Below are 24,349 nucleotides of genomic sequence, written 5' to 3'. Positions count from 1 at the left end.
AGGAACGCTGTGAACGATCTGCCCCTGCTCGGCCCTGCTGAGATTCGCGAGCTTGCCGAGATGCTCGGTATTCGTCCTACGAAGACTCTTGGGCAGAACTTTGTGATTGACCCCAATACGATTCGTCGTATTGTCAACGCGGCAGAGATTTCACCGGAGGAGACGGTGCTGGAGGTCGGCCCGGGCCTGGGTTCGCTGACTCTCGGTATCCTGGACGCTGCGAAGGACATGGTGGCGGTGGAGATTGACCCGCCGCTGGCTCAGCAGCTTCCGCACACGATTGAGAAGTTCCGCCCCGAGAAGGCGGACGATATTGACGTGGTGCTCATGGATGCTCTGAAGGTCACCGAGCTGCCGCGCACTCCGGATGCTCTGGTAGCGAACCTGCCCTATAACGTGGCGGTTCCGGTGCTGTTGCACCTGTTTGCGCAGTTCCCGAGCATTCGTCACGCCCTGGTGATGGTTCAGGATGAGGTCGCCGATCGCCTGTCCGCAACCCCGGGTTCGAAGATTTACGGTGTGCCCTCGGTGAAGGCCAATTGGTATGCCGAGGTGTATAAGGCGGGCGTGATTGGCAAGAACGTGTTCTGGCCTGCGCCGAAGATTAACTCGGGCCTGGTGGGTTTCCGCATGCGCGAGGAGCCTCTTTCTACCGTTGACCGTGACCTGGTGTTCACGATTGTGGATGCCGCTTTCGCTCAGCGCCGTAAGACTCTGCGCGCTGCGCTGAGCTCCTGGGCGGGTTCGGGTGCGCGTGCGGAGCAGATTCTGGTGGCTGCCGGTATCGCTCCGACGGAACGCGGTGAGAAGCTGGATATTCACGGCTTTATCCGCATTGCGGAGGCTTCGCTGACTATTCCGGCTGAGCCTGTAGCGGAGTAGCTTTTTCCGCTCTGAATTTTTCACTGACGTTCTCACGCGAGTTCCCGCGCGAAAGGTGTATGCGCTGATGAGTACCCAGGCCGCTATTTCGGTTGATGCTCCCGGTAAGGTCAATCTGTACCTCGCCGTGGGGGATGTCCGACCGGACGGCTACCACCCGTTGACTACGCTTTTTGCGGCGGTCTCTTTGCTGGAGACCATCACGGTCTCTGAGGGGCAGGCACCGGGGCTGAGCTTGAGCATGGATATTGTGCCCGGCTCCCTGGTAGATCAGCAGATGCAGGCGGGGCAGTTCGACCCTGCCGCTGTGCCGATGGATGAGCGGAACCTCGTGTATCGTGCCGCTGCGCTGATTCTTGCGGAGCACGGTATCGAATCTGTCCCGGCGCTGCACCTGCATATTGCGAAGGCTGTGCCCGTGGCTGGCGGTATGGCGGGCGGTTCAGCGGACGCGGCTGCCGCCCTCATTGCTACGGACCGTTATCTGTACGCAACCGGTCGCACCGGTGCGCTCCTGACCCAGGCGGATTATGAACGTCTTGCCGCGCAGCTGGGCGCAGATATTCCCTTTAGCGTGCGTGCCGCGCTCGGGCAGACCCTCGCACTGGGCCAGGGGACCGGTACCAAGCTACAGAATGTTGCGGCGCCTCGGGAACCTCTGCACCTGGTGATTGTTGCCGCGCAGTTTGGCCTCTCCACCCCCAGCGTATTCAAGCAGCTGGATGCGGGCCGTGCCGCCGGTGAGTATCCCGCCTCCGGCGAGCTGATGGAACCCGTAGAGCTTCTGAGCGCCCTGAATTCTTATGACGGTTCGGAGGCGGCGCTCGCCTCCTTGGCACCGCTGCTACGTAATGACCTGCAGGCACCCGCACTTTCGTGCGCCCCGCAGCTGGAGCAGACCCTGAACCTGCGCAAGAGCGAGGGCGTGTACGCGTCCCTGGTGTCCGGTTCCGGTCCGACGGTGCTTCTGCTGACTTCTTCGCAGACTCGGGCGGAGGCTCTTGCCTCCACTCTTCGCGCTGCGGGCAACCACGCGGTCAGCGCGGTCAGTGCGGTTCTGAATCACCCTTAGTTGCCGCTGTAGCTGAGCGCTGAATATATGAAGAATGCCGGTTCTAGATTCAATCTAGAACCGGCATTCCTTATATCAGTAGACCTTAGCCCAGCAATTCGGAGAGTTCGAGCCAGCGCATTTCTAGCTCGTCAATCTCATCCTGAAGTGCCTGCTGCTGCTCGCCGAGTGCCGCCAAACCGGCGTAGTCCGAGGCGTCATGAGCGCTCATCTGCTCGGAGAGCTTCTCCTGCTCTGCAGCGAGCTTTGCCAGGCGACGCTCAATCGCGCCGGACTCCTTCTGCGCCGCACGCAGCTCGGCACCGGAGACCTTCGGGGTATCCGGCTCAGCAGAAGCCTGCGCCGAGGAGGAGGCACGCGCCTGCACGCTACCGGCGGCAGAACCGCCGGCACCGGCAGCAGAGAGCGCCAGGTATTCGTCCACACCACCGGGCAGGTGACGGAACGAGCCATCAATCACCGCGTACTGCTGATCTGTTACGCGCTCCATAAGGTAACGATCGTGGCTGACCACCAGCAGGGTGCCGGGCCAGGTGTCCAGTAGATCCTCCATGGCTGCGAGCATGTCGGTGTCCAGGTCGTTGGACGGCTCGTCGAGAATCAGCACGTTCGGTTCATCCAGCAGAATCAGCATGAGTTGCAGGCGACGCTTCTGACCACCCGAAAGGTCCTTGACCGGGGTAGACAGCTGCGCGCTCGTAAAGCCCAGACGCTCCAGCATCTGCGAGGGGGATAGCTCCTTACCATCGGCAATGTAGCTGCGCTTCTTGCGGCCAATCACATCCGAGACGCGGTCGTTAGCGACCTCGTTGAGCTCATCGAGCTGCTGGGTCAGGGTCGCAATCTTCACGGTCTTACCGTGCTTGACGCGGCCCTCGGTCGGCTTAAGATCGCCGGTCACCAGAGAGAGCAGAGTGGACTTACCCGCGCCGTTCACGCCCAGGATTCCGGTGCGCTCGCCGGGGGCAATACGCCAGGTGACCTTCTTCAGCACGGGACGCTTGCCGCCGGGCATCGAGGGGTCGTCGTAGACGACGGAAACATTTTCGAGGTCGACCACGTCCTTGCCGAGGCGGGAGACTGCCATCTTCTTCAGCTCCACGGTGTCACGCACCGGCGGGACGTCCGCAATGAGGGCGTTGGCGGCATCAATGCGGAACTTCGGCTTGGAGGTACGCGCGGGCGCACCGCGGCGCAACCAGGCGAGCTCCTTGCGCATCAGGTTCTGACGCTTCGCCTCCGCTGCGGCTGCCTGACGGTCACGTTCCACACGCTGCAGAATATACGCCGCGTAGCCGCCCTCGAAGGGCTCGACGATGCGGTCGTGCACCTCCCAGGTGTCGGTACAGATTTCGTCGAGGAACCAGCGGTCGTGGGTGACAACCATGAGTCCACCCGCATTCTTGGACCAGCGGGACTTCAGGTGGTTAGCGAGCCAGGTGATGGCTTCAACGTCCAGGTGGTTGGTGGGCTCGTCGAGCATCAGCACGTCCCACTCCTGCGCGAGCAGGGAGGCGAGCGCTACGCGTCGGCGCTGACCGCCGGAGAGCGAAGAGACGGGTGCATCCCAGGGCAGATCGGAGACCAGGCCCGAGATGACATCGCGGATACGGGACTGCGAGGCCCACTCGTATTCGGGGGTGTCGCCCACAATTGCGTAGCCAACCGTGTGGTCGTCGTCGAGAACATCTGACTGGTCGAGGTAGCCGATGCGGGTGCCGCCGCGCACGGTAACGCGGCCGGAGTCCGGTTCGAGCCGGCCGGCAAGGATCTTCATGAGGGTGGACTTGCCGTCGCCGTTGCGACCGACAATGCCTATGCGGTCGCCTTCGTTCAGGCCGACCGTGATGCCTTCAAAGATGGTTCGGGTAGGGAATTCGAGGTGCAGCGATTCGCCGCCAAGTAGATGTGCCACGCCTTCTAGGGTACAGGGTGAGTGTTCAGTTCAAGTAGCGCTCCAAGCTTTGATGAGGGGCTACTTGGCGGTGCTGAGAAAAGCTGTGGGGATTGCGGGGCGCGCGGCTAAGTTGAGCACAGATATTTGATAAACTGAGGAAAGCATTTCCTGCATTGCGCTGTTCTGTGCCCAAAATGGCGGTCAATGACGATGAGGACCCGCTAGCGGGGGCTTGTCGTGAATGTAAGGATAATCCGCCATGGTGTAATGGCAGCACAGCGGCCTTTGGAGCCGTTTGTCTAGGTTCGAGTCCTAGTGGCGGAGCGTAAGCACTCAACGGCACCGTTGATAGAGAGTTGGCGGTCCGCGCTCACTCCTCACTCTTACAACCTCGTCTAAGGAGTCTTCCCAGTGAACACTGAACTGGCACCCTCTGCAGTGATCGTTCTCGCTGCAGGCGCTGGTACGCGCATGAAGTCCGCTACCCCCAAGGTCATGCACGGCATTGGTGGTCGATCCATGGTTGAGCATGCTGTCGCTGCTGCACGCGATCTGAACCCCGAGCGCCTCGCTGTTGTGGTACGTCACCAGCGCGATAAGGTTGCTGAGCATGTGCTTGCGTTTGACCCTGAGGTAACCATCGTTGATCAGGATGAGATTCCGGGTACCGGCCGCGCTGTTGAGGTCGGTCTGAACGCCCTGGATGCGCAGGCACCCGTCTCCGGCACCGTTCTGGTGACCTACGGTGACGTTCCTCTGCTGCGCCCCGAAACCCTGCGCGAACTGATTGCCTTCCACGAGGACGACAAGAACTCCGTAACCGTCCTGACCACCCACATTGATGAGCCCGGCGCCTACGGCCGTATTGTCCGTAACCAGGCTGGCGAAGTGACCGCCATCGTTGAGGCGAAGGACGCTTCCCCCGAAGAACTCGAAATTACCGAAATTAACTCCGGTATTTACGCTTTTGACGCCGCTGTTCTGCGTGAGGCACTGCTCGAGGTGACCACCAACAACGCACAGGGCGAGAAGTACATTACCGACGTTCTGTCCATCGCTCGTTCTAAGGGCTACCGCACCTCCGCTCTGGCTATTGAGGACCGCTGGGAGGTCGAGGGTGCTAACGACCGCGTGCAGCTGGCTCAGCTGGGTCGTATGCTCAACAACCGCATCCTTGAGGCTCACATGCGTAACGGCGTGACCATTGTTGATCCGCAGAACACCTGGATTGACGTTACCGTCACCATTGAAAACGACGTAACCTTGCTGCCGGGCACTCAGCTGCACGGCTCCACCACCGTCGCTACCGGCGCTACCATTGGCCCGGACACCACCCTGACTGACATGACCGTTGAGGCTGACGCTACCGTCATCCGCGCTCACGGTCACGGCGCGGTCATTGGTGAGGGCGCAACTGTTGGCCCCTTCGCATACCTGCGCCCCGGTACCACCCTGGGCAAGGACGCTAAGCTTGGCACCTTCTGCGAGGCTAAGAACTCGCAGATTGGTGATGGCGCAAAGATCCCGCACCTGTCCTACGTTGGTGACGCCACCATCGGTGAGGGCGCAAACATTGGTGCTGGCTCAATCTTTGCGAACTATAACGGTCTGGTGAAGAGCCGCTCCGTGATTGGTGCTCATGCTCGCATGGGCTCCGCAGGCATTTACGTTGCACCCGTTACCGTTGGTGACGGTGCCTACTCCGGCGCGGGCGCGCTGATCCGTAAGGATGTTCCTGCGGGCGCCCTCGCCTACTCTGAGACTTCCCAGCGCACCATCGAGGGCTGGGTCCTGAAGAACCGTGCTGGTACCGAACCCGCCGAAGCCGCCAAGGCTGCTGGCGCTCAGGAACCGGCAGAATCCTAATTCGAGGAAAGAACAACACCATGAGTAGCGAGATTACCAACCCCGGTGAGCGCAAGCTTGTAGTGGTCTCCGGTCGAGCACACCCCAAGCTTGCCGAGGAGATTGCACAGGCACTTGATCACGACCTGCTGCCCACCTCCGCATACACCTTCGCCAACGGCGAGACCTACGTTCGCTTTGAGGAGTCGGTGCGCGGTGCGGACGCTTTCGTGATTCAGTCGCACCCGGCACCCATCAACGAGTGGCTCATGGAGCAGATCATTATGATCGATGCGCTCAAGCGTGCATCCGCTCGTTCCATTACCGTGGTGTCTCCTTTCTACCCCTACGCTCGTCAGGACAAGAAGCACAAGGGTCGCGAGCCTATCTCGGCACGTCTGATTTCGGACCTGTACAAGACCGCTGGTGCTGACCGTCTGATGTGCGTGGATCTGCACACTTCGCAGATTCAGGGCTTCTTCGACGGTCCGCTGGATCACCTGTTCGCGATTCCGGTTCTGGCTAAGCACATCCGCGACCGCGTGGACGACCTGTCCAACGTGACCGTTGTGTCCCCGGATACCGGTCGTGTCCGTGTGGCTGAGCACTGGGCTGACCTGCTGGACGGCGCGCCCCTGGCATTCGTGCACAAGACCCGCGACATCAACGTCCCCAACCAGGCTGTTTCTAAGACTGTTGTGGGTGACATTGAGGGTCGTACCTGCGTGCTGATTGACGACATGATTGACACCGGCGGCACCATTGCTGGCGCTGTGAAGGTCCTCATGGACAAGGGCGCGAAGGAAGTTATCATTGCGGCAACCCACCCGGTTCTGTCCGATCCGGCTGCTGAGCGTCTGTCCCAGTGCGGTGCTGTGGAGGTCGTCGTGACCAACACCCTGCCCGTGCCGGAAGAGAAGCAGTTCGATAACCTGACTATTCTCTCCATCGCTCCGTTGATCGCTCGCGCTATCCGCGAGGTCTTCGACGAGGGCTCTGTGACCGAGATTTTCGATCACTAAGCTTTCTGAAAGCATGAAGAAAGTCCCCCTCTGACCGTTTGTCGGTGGGGGACTTTTTGTTGTACGAGGCTAAAGCTAACCCGGCTGGAACAGAGATCTGTTCCAGCCGGGTTAGTGCTGTATTTAGCGCCGTGTGTTTAGCGGTGGGCCTGTGCAAGCCAGGGCAGAATCACGTGGAGGGACTGCTCCACCTCGTCCACGGCAACCTTCGCTGCTGCGGGGCCGCGGCGGTAGGGGTCTTCCAGCTTGTCGGTATCAAGCGGGCGGGCGCCGTAAGAGTAGAGGTAGGACAGCGGTTCGGCGCGGCGAGCATCTTCGCGGATACGTGCAACCTGCTTGAGCAGCTTAATCTTGGAGTGGTGTTGGGGCCACTCGCGCACAATCCAGTCGGCATGCACCTTCTCAGCCACCAGGATGATGGTGGCGTTCTCAATAATCTGGCCGTTGAGCTGGCGGGACGCGAAACCTTCGGGGTTGTAGCCGCGCTCAATGAGTTCGTTGGCCACGTGTTCGTAGACGCCGTGGCCGACGAGGGCACCGGTGCCTGCGCTGGCGAAAATCCACTTGTCTTCCAGACCGTACTCGGCGGCAAGGTGCTTGGAGATGACCTCGCCGGATGCGCTACGGGCAATGTTGCCGGTGCACACGAAGAGCGCTTCGAAGGGGCCGTCCTTACGTGTGCTGTCAGCCTGGTTGAGGGTGCTGGGGGAGAACTTGAAGAGGGAGGGGCGTTCGCTGCGGGGTTTCGTTGTCTGGCGGGAAGCCTGCGTATTCTGGCTGTTGGCTTCTTCGGGGTTGGCAAGCTCTTCGGCATCAACGGTGGGCGCGTTGCGCTGACCCACGCGGATAATGTTGGGTCCTGCGGGCTTTTCGTCTACGTCGAGAATGTCACCGGGGGTAGCCTCGATATCGGTGTGGGTGAGGGGCTGCGCGGAGACGGTTGCGGTGCCGTCGGCGCTGAGCTCTTCTTCCGGGGTGACTTCCTGTACGGTTACCTTGGTGGGGGAGTGATCTTTATAGTCCTCGATGGCTTCGCGGAGCGAACCGTCGGGGGTGATGGTACGACCGGCTACCCCGCGGCGGTTCTTGCCTGCCAGTTCGGGGTTGCTCTTAATGAGGGAACGGACTCCATCGGCAATATTCGCGGAGGAAGAAGCGGGGGGTGCCGGGTGCTCCTCGGCGGTTTCTGCGGAGTTGGTTTTGTCCTCGGAGGACCCCCACGCGTACTTGTCCTTGAGGGACTTAATGTTGAAGATGCCCATCAAAAAGCCTTTTCTAATTGACGTACCCAACAGTGAACAGGGAAGCCGGAAGTGTCGGGTTGGTTGAATGAATAGTATCTATCATACCGAGTTACTTGCACCTTCAACGGTTCCTTTTCCTGCGTGTGGCGAATACCCTACAGATGTACATAATGTTGACGTAACTATTGAGTATTCTCGAACGAAAAATGACCTAAAGTACAGAAAACTTTCTGAGGGCGAGGAAAGCCTGCGTGTTAGAATTATGGCTAGCATCTACTCATCACTCCTCAAACTCATGGGCTCGTCTATATCTTGTGACGGGTCGAGAAAGGCATCATGAACCTTCTCTCAAAAATCCGCTCAGAATTGGGTCAGCTTAGTTATTCCTTTAAACGGCGAAACACCCCTAAACTCTGGCGAGATCAGGTTGAAGCCATTCGTTTTCTTAAAGTCCATAACCTTCCTGCACCGCATCTTAAAGGTCCTCGTCAGGAAGTGTGGGCTGTTTCTGTCGTTAAGAACGAGCTCGATATTTTGCCCTCTGTTCTCGACCATTTTTTTGCCCAGGGAATTGATCGGATTATTGTTGCTGACAACCTCTCGACTGATGGCACTCGTGAGTACTTGAGCCAGCGAGCAAACGAGGATCCGCGACTTATCTTTGCTGAAGATAACTGCGACCGACACATTCAGTCTGAGAAGATGACATATCTTTCACATCTGGCATGGCGGAGCGGCGCTCGCTGGATTATTCCTTTCGACGGAGACGAATTTTGGTATGCGGAGGATGAGAAGCTCGGTGATTTCCTGCGCAATGCACCCGATAACATGGGTGTCTACTACGCAGGATTCCACCACACTGTACCCACTGTGGACTCACCAGAGAATATCGTGGACACCGAGTTGGTGATGGATACGTCCTATCCTTTCCCTGGCAAGTGTGCTTTCCGCTCTCACCCCTTCGCTGTGGTCATCCCAGGTAATCACGATGTGTGCCGTCTTGGCAATATTGAGCAGCGACTTGAGATTGTTCACCTGCAGTACCGAGGCATTGCTCAGATTGCCCGTAAGGTACGCGTGGGAACCGAGACCTCCCGTCGTACTGGTGAGGATTTGAGCTACTTCGCGCCTCACTGGGAAGCGGGTAGCAAGCTCAGCGATGCTGAAATTGCTGAGGTATGGGAGAACATTTCGCATGGCCGTCCCGATGAGCGTATTAAATTCGTAGCTAAGGGGCCGATGGTGTGGGGCAAATTCCTACAGTGGCGTTACTGGAATGAAGACGGTTCGATTGCTAAGGGAGATGCTTAATGACAGCGCCCGTACGCCCAGCATCCAGGATTATGTTGGATTCTCTGACTGCTGTGCGCGGTCCGGCGGCACTTCTTGTGTTCGGGTACCACGTTATCCACGGGACTCAATGGGCTAACTGGCTTCCGGGTGCGCGCCTCGGTTATGTGGGTGTTTCGCTCTTCTTTATTCTTTCTGGATTCGTGTTGGCATGGTCGTATAACAAGAACGCTGGGGCGAAGAACTTCTATCTTCGCCGCTTTGCGAGGGTATACCCTCTGCATCTCTTCTTCTATTGCGTGGCGTTGCTGGGTCTTCTACTGTTCGGAGTGTCTAACTCTGCTGGAGACCTCAACCCGCTGAGTGCATTGCTGAATCTGGTTCTGTTGCAGGCATGGGTACCGTCCTGGGAAGTTATTTTCTCAAATAATGCGGTGAGCTGGTCACTCTCCTGCGAGGCATTCTTCTACCTCATGACCCCGTTCGTACTGAACCGCCTGGATGGTATGCGCTACCGTGTGAAGGCTGCTCTACTGGGTGGCTGGTTCCTACTGATGGCAACGGTCTCCTATATTCTGGCCGCCCAGTCGAACTTTATGGACGTGGTGGTGTACGCTAACCCACTTCTGCGCTCGGGCGAGTTCGCACTCGGCCTGGCTCTGGGCCTCTTTGCTCTCAAGGTGCGTGATGGTTACCGCGTTCCCGTGATTCACGGTTACCACTGCTTGGCCATGATTGCTATAGCTCTCGGCGCCATGTACGTCAGCTCGAAGTTCTACCTGCTACAGACGGCTCATGGCCTGCTACTGGCACCGGTCTGGGCGGTATTGATTCTTGTATTGGGGCTCTGGGATATCCAACGTTCCGCTCAGCCTCGCGAAAAGAACGTGTTCTGGAAGATTGGGGTCGTTGCTGGTGAAGCAAGTTTCGCATTCTACCTGGTGCATGAGCTGGTGCTGGCTTACGTGCGATCGGTACCTTCGGCTGCATCCGCTCACGGCGGTATAACGGGTCTGGTGTACGTCGTAGTTTCTCTTATCATCGCGAGTATTCTCGCGCTGCTGGCTCATTATTATATTGAGCGTCCAGCTCATCGTTTCATTGTGAAAAAATATTCACAGAAGGTATAGGTTTTATTGTGAAGAGTGTTTACTCTAAAATTCGGGTTTTTTTCCCGGGTAAAAAGTTTAGGCTCTTGGTACTAAACATTTTGGGTCTCTTTGCGGTATCGCTTTTTGAGATGCTTGGTGTGGCTCTCGTGCTTCCTCTGGTGAACCTCGCTATGGGAACCCCACGTGAAGGCTTCATCCTGAAAGTTTCTAACTTCTTCGGCGATCCGGATACCCCCACCCTAATTGTTATCTTCGGCGTGGCTCTCGTCGCAGCATTTGTTTTCAAGGGTGTCTTCTCCCTAATTATTCGTCGCTGGAGCCTCGGCTTCATCGCCACCCAGCAGAGCGCTGTTTCAGTGACTCTGCTAAACCGCTACATGCGCGAGCCCTACCTGGACCACCGTAAGCGTGGTACCGCCCCGGTGCTGAACTCCGTAAATGATGTGGTGGGTCAGGCCTACGGTACCTTTGTCAACGGTGTGCTTGGCTTTATCGGTGACTTACTGTCAATTATTGTGTTGATGGTAATGCTACTAGTCATTATGCCGGTGCCTGCTCTTCTCGCCTTTATCTACTTCGGTCTGGCTTCGTTCGTGCTACAGGCTGTGCTCAAGCGCAAGAACCGCGAACAGGGCGTCATCGTACTGAATGCGACTAAGGGCGCGCTGGACGCGGCTATCGAAGCTGTAGTGGGCTTCCGTGAAATCCGCATGTACGGTGTGACTGAACGCTACACCTACCGCTACCAGGAAAAGCGAATTGACTCTGTTAATGCGTCAATGCGTAGTGCTTTCCTCTCCGATTTCCCGAAGTACACCTTGGAAATCATCTTCATTGTTGGTATTGCTGCTCTCTTGGCCTTTATGAGCGCTACGCAAGGTGCTGATAGCACTGGCTATTTGCTTCTCTTTGCTGGTGCCTGCATTCGTATTTTGCCTAACTACACCCGTATGGTTGCCTCTCTTGGTAGCATCCGTGCAGGTGAACATGCGAGTGATACACTGCTGGAAGAGCTTGAACACCTTACCCCTGAAGAGCGTATGTTCAAGATGCCCTCCGCACCGGTCGTCCCGAAGGATCACGACTACATCAACAAGAGCATTGAGCCTGTTAATATTCAGATTGATAATCTGACCTTCCAGTACCCTGACGGTGATAAGCCTGTGCTGAAGGACATCACTCTTGATATCCCGATGGGCTCCTCAATTGCTTTTGTGGGTGGTTCTGGTTCGGGTAAGACTACTCTGATTGACCTTATTCTGGGTCTCTTTGCACCGACCCGTGGTCAGGTGCTGCAGAATGGTGAGTCGATTCTGAAGGACCTGCGTTCCTGGCACCAACATATCGGCTACGTTCCCCAGGATGTCTTTATCGCAGATTCCACTGTGCTGGAGGCTGTAGCATTCGGACTAAAGCCTGAGGAAATTGACGTGGAACGTGTCAAGTACTGCCTCGAAGTGGCTGCTCTGACCGAGGTTATCGACTCTCTGGAGAATGGCCTGGAAACTAAGATTGGCTACAACGCCACCCGTTTGTCGGGTGGTCAGAAGCAGCGCCTGGGTATCGCCCGTGCACTGTACCGTAACCCGAGTGTGTTGATTCTGGATGAAGCAACCAGCGCATTGGACAACGAGACCGAGCACAAGATCACGAAGACCATCGAGCGTATTTCTAAGGACATTACGGTTATTATCGTGGCTCACCGATTGTCGACGGTTCGTAATGTTGACCAGCTGGTTTATCTCTCCAAGGGACAGATTGCTAATCAAGGTACCTTTGTGGAGGTGCAGCAGGCCAACGCTGAATTCGCTAACCTGGTGAAGCTGGGCCAGTTGCCGGATTAGTCTCATAGGTTGCATATCTAAAGCAGAAGGGGCTCTCGTCATGAACGAGAGCCCCTTCTTTTGTTTATGTTGTATTTTTTACCGTCTGGAAATATCCGTGTTAAATACCTGTAGCCGTCTTTTCTTTGAGCAAATGAACGATTTCTTTAAACTCTTGAGGTAAAGAGCCAATAGATGTAAGAGGGCCAGTTGGATGCCAAGTGACGGTTTCATGGTTAACTTCGCCGCGCAAAAGTGCTTCCCATAGGGGGGTAGCACTTTCAACGGTTATATCACCATTACGTCTCCAATGGTATCCCATCTCTTCAGGCAGATTGGTGGCTTCCAACGCCTTAGCCCCTTGACGTAGCTTGCGCGTAAATTGTTCTTTTGAACGCCAGGGGTAGTGGATGATAGCAACTTCATTAAGCTTCTGCTTACCCGGTGCAATGACCTCATGGTTGCCCATTTTGATAACTGCATTCTCCCAGCGTGAGAAACACACTTTCAGATCCCAGTGGGGAGTTGGATCAATCCTGAGAGTAGGTCCTTCAATACTGGGAAAAACGTTGTACAGCTTCGTCAGCTCGACAGTATGACCCTTTTGCGAGCGTAGGACTTCCGATAGCGGAGCAGAAACACCATACCAAAATTCATCAGCGTCGAAAGGGATAATCCATTCAGCGCCCGCTTCCATCACCCGGTCAGCAAGCCAAGTCATTTTCTCTGACTGGTAGTAGGCTAGCTCACGGTCCTGAATAACGTGCACCGGTAGATTCTTGCTGAGTTCGAGCAGCAGCTCATAGGTCCCATCAGAAGAGCCATTATCGGCTGCTAAGATATGGTCCACACCTTGATTGAGTAGATGTCGGATCGTCTGCTCGACGATATCTGCTTCGTTTTTCACCATGGTTATGCCCCAGATGAAGGGACCAGAGGGGAGATCCGCGTGGGTAAATGTTTTGTTGAGTGAAGCGTAACGCTCTTTAAACTCAGCACTCTCACGGAGCTCAATCGCTTCGCGTTTTTTATCACGATTAATTTTTAGCAGGAAAAGCTGATGCTTGAGGGATTTAAGAGCGTTAATCACAGCAGTTCACCCGTAATCCAGTTTTTACCTTCGGGATGATGCACAGCAACCCAATGAGTGCGGTGCATCTTTGGGCGGCTCTGATAGGCACGATCGTCTACAGGAATAACTTGATGAATATCAGGGGAAAGGACAACCTTCTGAGCTAACAACTCACCGATGTAAGCCCCCCAATAGCCGAAGGTCGTATTGGTTAGAATCAGGTAAGGCGCGCTAGCCACAAGGGCCAGGTCATCGAACATGCCAGATCCCTGCTTTTCGAAAATGCAGGGCGCAACTGAGCTCAGATGTGAGAGATTTTCCTCGCACCACTGAAGATCATCTGATACAAAAATAATTTTTGAAGGAGTAACGGTATCCTGAAGCTTCTTCAGTGCTTCCTCCACATAGGTCACCGTATCAATTCCGAAAACCTCACTAATTTGAGGCACGGAATAGTAATCGCCTCGGCGAACATTAATGACGAGAGAATTTTCATCCACTACATTCTGCATTCTTGCAAGGCGCTCACTAAAGGCCTCTGAAGAAAGAAGATATTCGCGAATAAAAAAGTGCAAATCTTCTTCGCTGATATCTTTCTCAATATCCGTCGGGAAGTAGCCGCTACGGCGGGTGAAGAACGTGTACTCTGACAAAGGAGCCGTAATAGAGGCAAGTTTCGGGAATTCCTCGGTCCATGCCTCCATACCGGGACCGTAGAGCAAAGATGCTTTATCGGTACCGTGATGGCGCAGAGTCGCAGCGCGGGCCCATAGATACAGCCAATTGCCTCCCCGGGAGATAGGGTAGGAAAGGAGAATAAATTTTTCACCGCGACGTAGAAGGTTAATATATTTCCCCAAATACTTATGGCGAATAGAGCTGTAAGCTGCAGTGACAGCACGTTTGAAAGCGGGTTGCTGAACAGTGTATACGGCGACCCTTTCTGATTCATTGATGGGTTGGATATCAGAATCCACGAGAAAGTCCCCTTTCGAATGTGTAAGATGGCGAGTTGATAGTGGGTGAGTATTTGTTACCTGTATAGGTAATCGAAAAGTGCAGCTGAAAAAGTAGTGAAGTTGTATAATCCTAGAGACGATAGCACCCACCGCTACGGTGGTTTCTATTATCCCTCTCACTCAAGAAAGATTGTAATACATGACCTTCCTTCCCCGCGTTTCTGCGGTTATTCCTTTCTACGGCGAGCCGGAACCGGTTCTTGCCATTATTGACACTCTGCGTACTCAGCAGGGCATTGACCCCGCCGATATCGAGATTATTGTCTCTGATGATGTTTCTCCCACCCCCTTCCCCGAGGTTGAGGGTGTGACCGTGGTTCGCCGCCCCGTCAACGGTGGTTTCGGTAAGGCTGTGAACTCCGGTGTTGCTGCCGCGACCGGTGAATGGGTTTTCATCCTCAACAGCGACCTGGAGCTGGATAACAGCTTCGTCTCGCGTATGCTTGCAGCCGTGGAACGCCACGGCGAGATCCTGGCTAGCCCGCAGATTATTGGCCACGACGGCAAGCAGCAGTGGGTGGCTCGCAAGTTCCCCACCGCGGCACATGTGGCGTGGGAATGGTTCACTCCGCTGGCTCGTTTCAAGCCGACCAACTGGTGGCACCGCGGTGTTGGCCACGATGTTGAGGCCTGCACCGGCACCTCGGACGCGAAGGTCGACTGGGTTATGGGTGCGTGCATGGTTGTTCCTCGTGCGACCTTCAACCGCATTGGTGGCATGGATGAGCGTTTCTACATGAACAGTGAAGAGGTGGACTTCCAGTATCGCCTCTCGAACGCTGGTGTGGATCGTTACCTGATTCCTTCGGTGACTGTAACCCACGAGGGTGGCGGATCTTCGCCTTCTGAGCGTCGTGTACAGTGGCTGACCACTGCTCGTTTCATTTATGCGGATAAGTGGGGCTGGGAGAAGAAGCTTGCTGTTGCTCTGCGTGCTACCAGCTACGCGAACTTCCTGGTGAACTCGGTACGCGGCCTGCGCAATAAGGACGTGGATGCTCGTGGCTTCCTTGCCACCGAGCTGGAGCGTATCGCCAAGGCAGAGCGCCGCGAGAACTAGACGCGAAACGTGCGGAATCTACAGCGGTAGTTCCGCAAGATTTTGAACGCGACATCACAGAAGGCACATATAGAACGTAGGAGGCGACACAGTGCACTCGAGTGTGTCGTCTCCTGCTTTCGTTGTAAAATTTCAGTAGGTATGTTTTGCCTCAAGTTCTAGGTGAAACTTTCCGTTCCTCTTCACTCCAACACATAGCACCGCACGGTTTTACCCTGCGGGTTCGTATAGCAAACGCCGACAGGATTCAATCCTCATATGACTCAGCCCAAACTTCTACTGCTCTCGCCCGCATTCCACGGGTACTGGAAGGCAATTCAGGCATCTCTGGAAGTGCACGGATACGAAGTGCGCACCCACATCTACGATGCGCCGGGTACTCTGCCCGAGCGTATCCTCAACAAGCTTGCCCACGAGCTGCCCGAGAAGTACCGCCCCGAAAGCTTCGCGGCTCAGGCAACTCGAAAGGCTATTGACGCTTTCAACGAGTTCCGCCCCGATATTGTGCTGGTCATTAAGGGCGACATGCTCTCCCGCGAATGGTGGGACCTGCTGGAAACCTCCGGCGTTCGCTACGGCACCTGGCTCTACGACGAGATGCGCCGCATGAGCTACACCGAAGAGGACCTGCACCACCTGGGTTCGCTGGCAAGCTACAGCCCGCTGGACGCGCAGCACCTGCGCGAGCAGGGCTTCGAGGTGCTCGACATGCCCAACGCCTATGACACCCACTGCCCGGTTATTCCCGTGCGTGAGGACTCCATCAACTTCGTGGGCGCCAAGTACCCCAACCGCGAGGAGACCCTGCAGGCCCTCGTCGCCGCCGGTCTGCCGGTTCGCGCGTACGGCCGTGCCTGGTCGCGTCACCCCTACGATATTCTGCGCACCAAGCAGTTCAAGGACTCCGGTGTTCCCGCCGGCCGCGACATCGACCGCTCCGAGGCGTACGGCATTATGGCGTCCTCCCCGGCAACGCTGAACATCCACAATAACCAGGATGGCTTCACCATGCGTACCTTCGAGGCGCCCGGCGTTGGCGCCCTGCAGGTGATTGACCGCCCCGACGTGGACCGCTACTACATTCCGGGTGAAGAGGTTTTGGTGTACGAGAGCATCGATGAGCTCATCGAGATTTGTACCCGCATTTTCCGTGACCCGAAGTGGGCGCGAAAGATTCGTGAAGCCGGTCAGAAGCGTACTCTGGCCGAGCACACCTTTGATCAGCGCGTCAAGATTTTGGAGCAGCTATGGGCCTAACCTATCCCCTCGACATTGATGCATGGGCCGCCTGGCAGAAGCGCCAGAATACCCTGCGTTGGGCTAAGGGCGAGGCCCGCAGCCTTATCGGACGTCTGCGCGGGGGCGCGGCTGAACAGGAAGCACCTGTTGGCGGTGTTCTCTACACCCGCGGCGCTGTACCCCGCGTGCTCATCGTGCTCGATTCTTTCTCCCCGACGAGCCGTAACTCCCTGCTGGAGCCGCTCAAGTACCTCGAGAACGTGGGCGTGGCCCTGTGGGTCCCCGAGGACGCCTCGGAGTACCTCAACGGCCAGTACGCCACCGAGCGTTACGGCCGTGATGCCTGGACCGAGCAGGAAGTGACGGGCGACCAGCTGCAGGGGCTCCTGCCCGGTGTGCGCGTGGTCCTTTCCCTCGGCCACTACCTGGCCCGCGGCGCGGCCGCCTACGAGTACTCTCGCGCGATCGGCGCTGAGTACTGGGTTGTTCAGCACGGCCTGCTGGTGCCTCAGGCACCGCCGCTACCGGTTGGATGCACCCTGCTGGCTTTCAGCGAAGCGGACGCCCAGTTCTGGGCATCGGGTCGCCGCGATGTGACCACCCACGCGGTGGGTTCGCAGCTACTCTACCTGGCGGCACAGAAAGCTGCCGGTGCTGAAGCGCAGAAGCAGAACGACCTGGAACCGATTTTCCTGGGACAGATGCACGGTGCGGAACTGCCGCGCGCATCCTTCGCGTACGCTTCCCACTCTTTCTTGAAGAAGTTTGGTGGAACCTACCGCCCGCACCCGAGCGAGAAGGACAAGCTGTCGGTGCTGACCCACAAGCTGTGGGAGAAGGAAGGTATCCGTATTGACCGCTCCGGTACCCCGCTGAACGAGGTACCGAACCCGGTGGTGTCCATCTTCTCTACCGGTGTTCTGGAGGCAGCGATCCGCGGAATCCCGGCGTGGGTATACCACCCTGCACCGCCGGCATGGCTGGTGGAGTTCTGGGACCGCTACGGCATGAACCAGTGGGGCCAGGAACCGACCCCGGCACCGGTTCAGCCGAAGAAGGAACCGGCACAGCGTATCGCTGAACTAATGATTGAAACTTTGGAGGCATAATGCGTATTCTCTGCGTCATTCCCGTGCGCGGTGGCTCGAAGGGCATTCCGCGTAAGAACCTGCGTCCTATCGCGGGTAAGCCGCTGGTTGCATGGACCATCGAGCAGGCACTGGCTGCTAAGGAAGAAGTAGCCGGCGAGCACGAGCTACGTGTTGTCGTCTCCACCGACGATGCTGAGTTGGCTGACATCGCCCGCGAGTACGGTGCCGAGGTGCCGTTCATTCGCCCGGCACACCTGGCTGAAGATACCACCGCAACCGAGCCGGTCATTGAGCACGCCATCGAGTTCTACACCGAGAACGGTTGGGAGCCCGAGGCTGTCATGCTGCTACAGGCAACCAGCCCCGTGCGTCTGCCCGGCACCCTGGCTCGTGCGGTCCGCCAGTTCGCTGAGAACGGTAAGGACTCCATGGTCGGTGTGATTCCGATTGGTCCGTTCATCTGGACCTGGCACGCAGACGGTGAGCCCACCGCGGCATTCGAGATTATGCATCGCCCGCGCCGCCAGGAACTGACCAAGGAAACCTTCCGCTACCGCGAGAACGGCTCGATGTACATCACCAAGACTCACGTGTACATGGACCACCACAACCGCCTTGCGGGTTACCCCGGCGGTACCATTGACTTGTTCATGCTGGACGAGGTCGAGGGCGTCGACATTGATGCACCGATTGACTTCTCCGTGGCAGAGCACCAGCTCACTCAGATCCTGGCCGAAGGCAAGTAACCTTCACCAGCGGCAGTACCTCGTCTGCCGCTCCCGGCTTGACCGGCACTCAGGCATTCAACTGAACACTCAAACGAAAAGGTCAAAATCGTGATTATTGAACGCAATATTGCCCCCTATGTGGTCTTCGCTGAAGACCCGATTCTCAACGCCCTGCAGAAGATTTCTGCTAACGGCCAGCGCATCATCTTCCTGGTGAACGAGTCCGGTATTCTGCGTGGTTCGCTCTCTGACGGCGACTTCCGTCGTTGGCTGATCGCTAACCCGACCGCATCCCTGGAGACTAGCGCCCTGGACGCTGCGAACACCAACCCGCAGACCGCACCGGCTGACGCTGACCCCGAGACCCTGCGCGGATACTTCGCGAAGGGCATCAACCACGTTCCGCTGACCGACGAGCGCGGTCACCTCGTGGCGCTGGCAATGGACGAGCAGGACGTTCTGCGCATTGGTAAGCAGACCATCAGCGAGGATTCCCCCTCCTTCATCATTGCTGAGATTGGTAACAACCACCAGGGTAGCGTTGACTTCGCTAAGGAACTGGTGGACCTGGCTGTTGAGTCCGGCGCGGACGCTGTGAAGTTCCAGCTGCGCGACATGGACGCTCTGTACCGCCAGCGCGGCGCAGCAACCGCAGGTGAGGACCTGGGCGTTCAGTACACCCTGGACCTGCTGTCCCGCTTCTCCCTGACCGTTGACCAGATGTACGAGGTCTTCGACCACGTCAAGCAGCACGACATGGACATCATGTGCACCCCCTGGGACGCACCCTCCGTTCAGGCACTGGTTGACTACGGTATCCAGGGCATGAAGATTGCTTCTGCCGACCTGACCAACCACGAGCTGCTGCGCGACGTGGCTTCCCGCGGCCTGCCCATGCTGGTCTCCACCGGTATGAGCCGCGAAGAGGAAATCCGCGAGTCGGTTGCCCTGCTGCGTAACGCTGGCGCATCCTACGCTCTGCTGCAGTGCCAGTCCGCATACCCGGCACCCTTCAAGGACGTCAACCTTGCGTACATGGACCGCCTGGCTGAAATCGGTCAGTGCCTGGTCGGCTACTCCGGCCACGAGCGTGGCTACCACGTGCCGATTGCTGCTGTTGCTCGCGGCGCGAAGATTATCGAGAAGCACTTCACCACCGACAAGACCCTCGAGGGTAACGACCACACCGTCTCCCTGCTGCCCGAGGAATTCAAGGCAATGGTTCAGCAGATCCGTGAGGTTGAGACCGCTATTGGTTCTGCTGCTCCTCGCGAGGTGTCCACCGGTGAGCTGATGAACCGCGTGAACCTGGCAAAGTCCCTGGTTGCTACCCGCCACATCGCTAAGGGCGAGGTCGTGACCGAGGCTGACGTTGCTGTGAAGTCCCCCGGCCGCGGTCTGCAGCCGAACTACCTGCCGCAGCTGCTGGGCCGCACCATGCAGCGCGACGTTGAAGAAGGCTCGTTCTTCTTCGAGGGTGACCTGAAGGACGACCTGGTGACCCGCCGCGACTTCAAGTTCGACCGCCCCTGGGGTCTGCCGGTTCGTTACCACGACTACAAGCCGCTGATTGAAGAGGCTAAGCCGGACTTCCTGGAGTTCCACTTCTCCTACAAGGACCTCGAGATTAACATCGACGACGTCTTTGACTCCAAGCTGGACATGGGCTTCACCACCCACCTGCCCGACCTGTTCGCAGGTGACTTCCTGGTGGACCTCGCGTCCAAGGATCCTGAGGTGTGGGAGCGCTCCATCGCTGAGGTCCAGCGCACTATCGACATCACCCGTGACCTGACCCGCTACTTCACCGTAGACGAGGACCCGGTCATGGTTGTGACCATGGGTGGCTTCACCAAGGACAAGCACATCCCCGCTGCTGCACGTGCTGAGAAGTACGAGCGTATCGGTGAGGCTCTGAAGCGTCTGGACGCATCCGGCGTTCGCCTGGCTGCTCAGACTCTGCCCCCGTACCCCTGGCTGATGGGTGGTCAGCAGTACCACAACCTGTTCCTGGATCCGAAGGACACCGCAGAGTTCTCGCGTGCATTCGATACCGCACTCTGCCTGGATATCTCCCACACCATGCTTGCATGCAACTTCCTGAACATTCCGCTGTCGGAGGCTGTTGAGCAGCTGGCACCGCTGTCCATTCACCTGCACCTGGTGGACGGCACCGGCGTTGACGGTGAGGGCGTTCAGGTTGGCGAAGGCGATGTCGACTGGGCATCCCTGGGTAAGCAGCTGCGTGAGCTGGCGCCGAAGGCATCCTTCATTCCCGAAATCTGGCAGGGCCACATCAACAACGGTGAAGGCTTCTTCACCGCACTGGACCGCCTCGAAAAGTGGCTGTAGGATTAGCGTCTATGGCCAAGTCTCAGACCGTAAAAGCTCGGGAGGGTGAAATTCTGGATCAGAATTTCATTACTCCCGGGCGTTTCCGGGAGCTAGACGGGTTCCGTGGCCTGGCTGCTATTACCGTGGTGATTTATCACCTGGGTGTTCCGGCTACTCAAAATTACCCGCGAACCGCCCCCTCGCCTTACGATATTCCTCTGGGCGAGCTGGGTGTTCAGCTCTTCTTCATTATTTCTGGCTTTGTAATCCTGCTCAGCGCTATCAAGAGCGGGTCGGCACTGAAGTTCGCGGTTTCGCGTTTTTCTCGTATTTACCCGACATACTGGTTTGCGCTGGCTGTATCAGCGCTGGTGTATTTCATCTATGGAAACCCCGGACGCCATATTACGATTCCGCAGACCCTAATCAACACAACGATGTTGCAACGCTTCCTGCGTGTGGATAACGTGGATCAGGTGTACTGGACGCTGGCAGTTGAACTGCAGTTCTACGTGATGGTCGCCCTGTACCTGATTATCAGGAAGGGAAAGATTTACCGTGGGGAGCTGACTACGATTCTGCTTACCTGGTCGGTTATCGGTACGGCTCTGTGTCTGCTTTTCCACCCTGAGGCTTCTCTCGGTGGAGCACCGAAGATGATTGTGTGGGCTGCGGTTGCGGAACATTCTTCGCTCTTTAGTCTGGGCATGATGTTCTTCATGTACAGTCATGATCGAAAGTTCACCTGGCACATTCCGTACTTTGCAATTCTGGCTTCCCTCAACGCAGCGCTGATGCATGATCTTGCTCATGGAATCGGTGTGGCGCTGATTAGCCTGGTGTTCTTCATCGTTGTATACCTGAAGAACGTTCCGGTACTTGCAAAGGGTCCGCTGAATTTCTTGGGACGTATTTCCTACCCCCTGTACTTGGGCCACGCTATGGTCGGCTATATGCTGGTGGATCTGTTCTACCCGGTGGCTGGTCCCTGGGGGGCACGTATTATTGCATTGGTTTTGGTGGTTTGCTTCGCCTACCTGGTGCATATTTCCATTGAAACTAAGGTTTCTGCATCCTTCCGTTCTTTCCTCACTCGAAAGTTGACTAAGGCATGACCTCTACACCAACGGCTCTATGGGTCGTTCCGGTTCCCGATTTTGGCGGGGTAGCTCGGCACGTTGTCGATATGGCACGTGCCGGGCTCCCCGGCTTTAACCTGGTGGTTCTCGCACCCGAGGGTAAGCTCACGAACCGCCTTGAGGAACTGGGCGTCACCGTCATCAAAGCTGACTTCGGCCCCGACTACGGTTTTAAGACTTCCTTTGCTTCTCTACAGAAGGCTATTGAGCAGGTCCGCCCGGATATCGTGCACAGCCACCTGGCGTATGCGGACGTTGTAGCGACCGCTGTAGTCAACGCGCTACGCATCCGTAGCGTCATCAAGCGCGGCACCTGTGTGCCGAAGCTCCTGACCACTGAGCACGGTATCGCCGGTAATGACTCCGTGTATCACGGTAGCTCTTGGCGTTCTAAGCTCATGGAGACCGTACACCGTGTGCGTCTGTGGGGTACCAATCAGGCGATTGCTGTTTCTCGTTCTACCGCTGATCAGATGCGTGCCAAGTGGGGCGCTCGTGGCGTGGAGCTGGTGTACAACGGCGTGGATATTCCCGAGGTGCACGCGGCTGTTGAGCAGCAGTGTGTGCCTGCTGATGGCGGTCCGCGTATTCTTTCGCTGTCTCGCCTGTCCCCTGAGAAGGGTATTGACGTGCTGCTGGACGCTTTTGCGCAGCTTCGTGCTGATTACCCGCAGGCTCATCTTGAGATTGCGGGCTCTGGCGATTTGGCTTCCGAGTTGCAGGCTCAGGCTCAGCGCCTGAAGCTGGGTGATTCGGTGACCTTTAGCGGTTTCGTTAACCCGATTGAGGCGATGGGCCGCAGCGACATGATTGTTCAGCTGTCGGTGTGGGAGAACTGCTCCTACACTCTGCTGGATGCTAAGGCAGCCGGCTTGAAGACGGTCGCTACCGCTGTGGGCGGCAACCCGGAGATTCTGGGCGCCGATGAGCTGGTGGACCGCCAGAGTGCAACTCTGACTCAGGATGTTCTGCAGGCTATGCGCGCGCAACTGCAGAAGGGGGAATCGGTGCCTTTTACCTGGATCTCAAACGCGCAGATGGCTGCTCAGACCGCCGAGATATACGCTCGTATTTTGGAGAAGAAATGACTGTAGCTCACTCTCAACCTGCATCTGGAACCCAGTATCCAGGTGCCGCATCGAGCAATGCCACTCGCTTTGGGCAGGCTGCGAAGGCTGAAGCAAAGTACCTTGCTGGTAGTGTGTCCAAGCTATCGATGCTCGATTTCTGGGCGGGGTTCGGCCTGATTTTTATTGGTATTACAACAGCGTTCTTCGCCATGCCAGTTGGAACTGTTGTGGTGATGGTGCTTGTACTCTACAACTTGACTAAGCCTGCCAAAATCGAGAACACCTACAACGGCTTGTTCTTTACGATTCTTCTGTTGGCCATTGGCTGGGCACTATTTGAGACTTTGACGTTCAACAGCTTCCCTGTTGAATATGCGATTCGTCGTGCTGTGCGTATGGCGGTTGTGGTACTGCTTGCTCTGCAGATTGCGCAGAAGAAGATTGATATCCGTTCTCTACTGTTTGGTGTGGCCTTTGGCCTCTTGATCAACGTCATTGGCTTCTACGCGGGTATCGCACCTGATAACTATGGTGGTACGTTGACCGGTTGGCTCAATGATAAGAACCAATCGGGTCTGTACTATGCGCTTTTCGGTTTCCTCTTTGTCGCTATGGTCAGAAAGACAAGCCACCGTATTGCTGCTATTGCTGTTAGCGCGGGCATGTTGTGGCTGACTGGTTCTCGCACTTCATTGGCGGCGTACGCATTCGCCGTCCTGTGGTTGTACTTCTCCTACCGTCTGAATCTCTTCGGCAAAGCTGTTCTGGCGTATCTGTTCTATCTAGGCGTGAACTACCTGGAAGATAACTTTGCTCGTGCTGGTGCTTTCTCGGATCGCCTCGGTAGTGACCTATTGCGTCAGCGAATTGACGAAGGAATGTACCGCATGATTGATGTGGTTCCGTGGTACGGCGGCGGTTTGGGTACTGCACAGGTTCCGCTACAAGACCGATACTTTTACTTCCACAACTCATATATGACGCTGGTCCAGGAGGCCGGATGGGTCTATATGATTGTGGTTGTATCCTTGATGATTTCTGCCGCATTCATCTGGAAGCAGCAGCGTACTCAGCGCATTGTTATTGCCGAAGCCGCAATGGTGATTATCATTATTACCTCTCAGCGTCTTGGAGAGGTGATTCTGACTGTGCCGTGGGCTATCGTGGTGGGTCTTGCATTGCTGTACCTGAACCCGGATAAGGATCTGGATGCTTCAGATAGCGGACAGCAGGAACCAGGTGCTATGCAGAAGGTGCAGAGTAGCGATGAAAAACCTGCGCTGCAGAACGGCGAGCTCATCGAGAATGAAGCTCCTGCCTCTGTAACCCATCAAGAAACGCCTAAGAAGTTGACTACTTCTAAATCGTTTGACGTCAGTTCTATCCGTCAGCAGGCGAGGAAAGTATAAC

At 56.6% G+C, this 24,349-nt stretch carries 19 protein-coding genes and 1 tRNA gene; 16 read left to right on the top strand and 4 right to left on the bottom strand.

Going from position 1 to position 24,349, the window contains the following annotated elements; all coding sequences use genetic code 11:
- Positions 1 to 9: 9 nt before the first annotated feature.
- Together rsmA and HMPREF2682_RS07520 are read left to right on the top strand one after the other, a co-directional pair.
- Complete coding sequence (rsmA, locus tag HMPREF2682_RS07525) at positions 10 to 882, top strand: 16S rRNA (adenine(1518)-N(6)/adenine(1519)-N(6))-dimethyltransferase RsmA (RefSeq protein ID WP_049341563.1); 873 nt, start codon at positions 10 to 12, stop codon at positions 880 to 882.
- Between the two features lie 67 nt (positions 883 to 949).
- A complete protein-coding gene (locus HMPREF2682_RS07520) occupies positions 950 to 1,954 on the top strand; it encodes a GHMP family kinase ATP-binding protein (protein ID WP_070832873.1) in 1,005 nt (334 codons plus the stop codon).
- 85 nt (positions 1,955 to 2,039) lie between these two features.
- Here the strand turns inward: HMPREF2682_RS07520 and HMPREF2682_RS07515 are convergent, their stop codons facing one another.
- Positions 2,040 to 3,869: an ABC-F family ATP-binding cassette domain-containing protein gene (locus HMPREF2682_RS07515; protein WP_070832871.1), complete on the bottom strand. Its 1,830-nt coding sequence runs from the start codon at positions 3,867 to 3,869 to the stop codon at positions 2,040 to 2,042.
- 235 nt (positions 3,870 to 4,104) lie between these two features.
- On the opposite strand from HMPREF2682_RS07515, the gene HMPREF2682_RS07510 reads away from it, so the two are divergent.
- The 3 genes from HMPREF2682_RS07510 (at position 4,105) to HMPREF2682_RS07500 (ending at position 6,718) form a co-directional block, all read left to right on the top strand.
- Positions 4,105 to 4,175 (top strand) — tRNA-Gln (locus tag HMPREF2682_RS07510).
- An 87-nt stretch (positions 4,176 to 4,262) separates the two neighbouring features.
- Entirely contained in the window at positions 4,263 to 5,717 is a 1,455-nt protein-coding gene (gene glmU / locus HMPREF2682_RS07505; protein WP_070832868.1) for a bifunctional UDP-N-acetylglucosamine diphosphorylase/glucosamine-1-phosphate N-acetyltransferase GlmU, read from the top strand.
- Between the two features lie 20 nt (positions 5,718 to 5,737).
- Positions 5,738 to 6,718, top strand: a complete 981-nt coding sequence (locus HMPREF2682_RS07500; protein WP_049346763.1) for a ribose-phosphate diphosphokinase — start codon at positions 5,738 to 5,740, stop codon at positions 6,716 to 6,718.
- Positions 6,719 to 6,855: 137 nt separating this feature from the next.
- Here the strand turns inward: HMPREF2682_RS07500 and HMPREF2682_RS07495 are convergent, their stop codons facing one another.
- Positions 6,856 to 7,980, bottom strand: a complete 1,125-nt coding sequence (locus tag HMPREF2682_RS07495) for an arsenate reductase/protein-tyrosine-phosphatase family protein (protein ID WP_070832865.1) — start codon at positions 7,978 to 7,980, stop codon at positions 6,856 to 6,858.
- A 318-nt stretch (positions 7,981 to 8,298) separates the two neighbouring features.
- Here HMPREF2682_RS07495 and HMPREF2682_RS07490 point away from each other — a divergent pair, with 318 nt between their 5' ends.
- From HMPREF2682_RS07490 to HMPREF2682_RS07480, 3 genes are read left to right on the top strand one after another with little or no spacing between them, the layout of a single operon-like run.
- A complete protein-coding gene (locus HMPREF2682_RS07490; RefSeq protein ID WP_070832861.1) occupies positions 8,299 to 9,273 on the top strand; it encodes a glycosyltransferase family 2 protein in 975 nt (324 codons plus the stop codon).
- Positions 9,274 to 9,305: 32 nt separating this feature from the next.
- Positions 9,306 to 10,382: an acyltransferase family protein gene (locus HMPREF2682_RS07485; protein ID WP_049346759.1), complete on the top strand. Its 1,077-nt coding sequence runs from the start codon at positions 9,306 to 9,308 to the stop codon at positions 10,380 to 10,382.
- Between the two features lie 8 nt (positions 10,383 to 10,390).
- Complete coding sequence (locus tag HMPREF2682_RS07480; protein ID WP_049355021.1) at positions 10,391 to 12,208, top strand: ABC transporter ATP-binding protein; 1,818 nt, start codon at positions 10,391 to 10,393, stop codon at positions 12,206 to 12,208.
- A gap of 100 nt (positions 12,209 to 12,308) precedes the next feature.
- Here the strand turns inward: HMPREF2682_RS07480 and HMPREF2682_RS07475 are convergent, their stop codons facing one another.
- Both HMPREF2682_RS07475 and HMPREF2682_RS07470 read right to left on the bottom strand, forming a co-directional pair.
- The gene (locus HMPREF2682_RS07475; RefSeq protein WP_053089017.1) at positions 12,309 to 13,277 is read right to left on the bottom strand and encodes a glycosyltransferase family 2 protein; all 969 of its coding nucleotides are present in this window, start codon (positions 13,275 to 13,277) and stop codon (positions 12,309 to 12,311) included.
- Positions 13,274 to 14,236, bottom strand: a complete 963-nt coding sequence (locus tag HMPREF2682_RS07470) for an alpha-1,2-fucosyltransferase (protein ID WP_049355022.1) — start codon at positions 14,234 to 14,236, stop codon at positions 13,274 to 13,276. The genes HMPREF2682_RS07475 and HMPREF2682_RS07470 overlap by 4 nt, the downstream gene beginning before the upstream one ends.
- A 181-nt stretch (positions 14,237 to 14,417) precedes the next feature.
- On the opposite strand from HMPREF2682_RS07470, the gene HMPREF2682_RS07465 reads away from it, so the two are divergent.
- The 8 genes from HMPREF2682_RS07465 to HMPREF2682_RS07430 all read left to right on the top strand — a co-directional run bounded on the left by HMPREF2682_RS07465 (position 14,418) and on the right by HMPREF2682_RS07430 (position 24,348).
- Positions 14,418 to 15,338 (top strand): glycosyltransferase family 2 protein, encoded by a 921-nt coding sequence (locus HMPREF2682_RS07465; protein WP_049355023.1) that lies wholly within the window; start codon positions 14,418 to 14,420, stop codon positions 15,336 to 15,338.
- Between the two features lie 258 nt (positions 15,339 to 15,596).
- Positions 15,597 to 16,595, top strand: a complete 999-nt coding sequence (locus HMPREF2682_RS07460; protein WP_070634159.1) for a CgeB family protein — start codon at positions 15,597 to 15,599, stop codon at positions 16,593 to 16,595.
- Positions 16,586 to 17,686, top strand: coding sequence for an RNA-binding protein (locus HMPREF2682_RS07455; protein WP_070634158.1), 1,101 nt, complete (start codon positions 16,586 to 16,588; stop codon positions 17,684 to 17,686). The genes HMPREF2682_RS07460 and HMPREF2682_RS07455 overlap by 10 nt, the downstream gene beginning before the upstream one ends.
- Positions 17,686 to 18,414: an acylneuraminate cytidylyltransferase family protein gene (locus HMPREF2682_RS07450; RefSeq protein WP_070600619.1), complete on the top strand. Its 729-nt coding sequence runs from the start codon at positions 17,686 to 17,688 to the stop codon at positions 18,412 to 18,414. The genes HMPREF2682_RS07455 and HMPREF2682_RS07450 overlap by 1 nt, the downstream gene beginning before the upstream one ends.
- Before the next feature lie 90 nt (positions 18,415 to 18,504).
- Positions 18,505 to 20,748 (top strand): N-acetylneuraminate synthase family protein, encoded by a 2,244-nt coding sequence (locus tag HMPREF2682_RS07445; protein ID WP_070832858.1) that lies wholly within the window; start codon positions 18,505 to 18,507, stop codon positions 20,746 to 20,748.
- Positions 20,749 to 20,759: 11 nt separating this feature from the next.
- Positions 20,760 to 21,845, top strand: coding sequence for an acyltransferase family protein (locus HMPREF2682_RS07440; protein WP_049355028.1), 1,086 nt, complete (start codon positions 20,760 to 20,762; stop codon positions 21,843 to 21,845).
- Positions 21,842 to 22,957, top strand: coding sequence for a glycosyltransferase (locus tag HMPREF2682_RS07435; RefSeq protein WP_049355029.1), 1,116 nt, complete (start codon positions 21,842 to 21,844; stop codon positions 22,955 to 22,957). The genes HMPREF2682_RS07440 and HMPREF2682_RS07435 overlap by 4 nt, the downstream gene beginning before the upstream one ends.
- A complete protein-coding gene (locus HMPREF2682_RS07430; RefSeq protein WP_070634157.1) occupies positions 22,954 to 24,348 on the top strand; it encodes an O-antigen ligase family protein in 1,395 nt (464 codons plus the stop codon). The genes HMPREF2682_RS07435 and HMPREF2682_RS07430 overlap by 4 nt, the downstream gene beginning before the upstream one ends.
- The last annotated feature ends 1 nt before the right edge of the window (position 24,349 follow it).

It is taken from the genome of Rothia sp. HMSC061D12, assembly GCF_001836735.1.
Taxonomy (GTDB): Bacteria; Actinomycetota; Actinomycetes; order Actinomycetales; family Micrococcaceae; genus Rothia.
The sequence above is the reverse complement of the archived record's forward strand: the minus strand, read 5'-3'. Positions and strand labels throughout refer to the sequence as shown.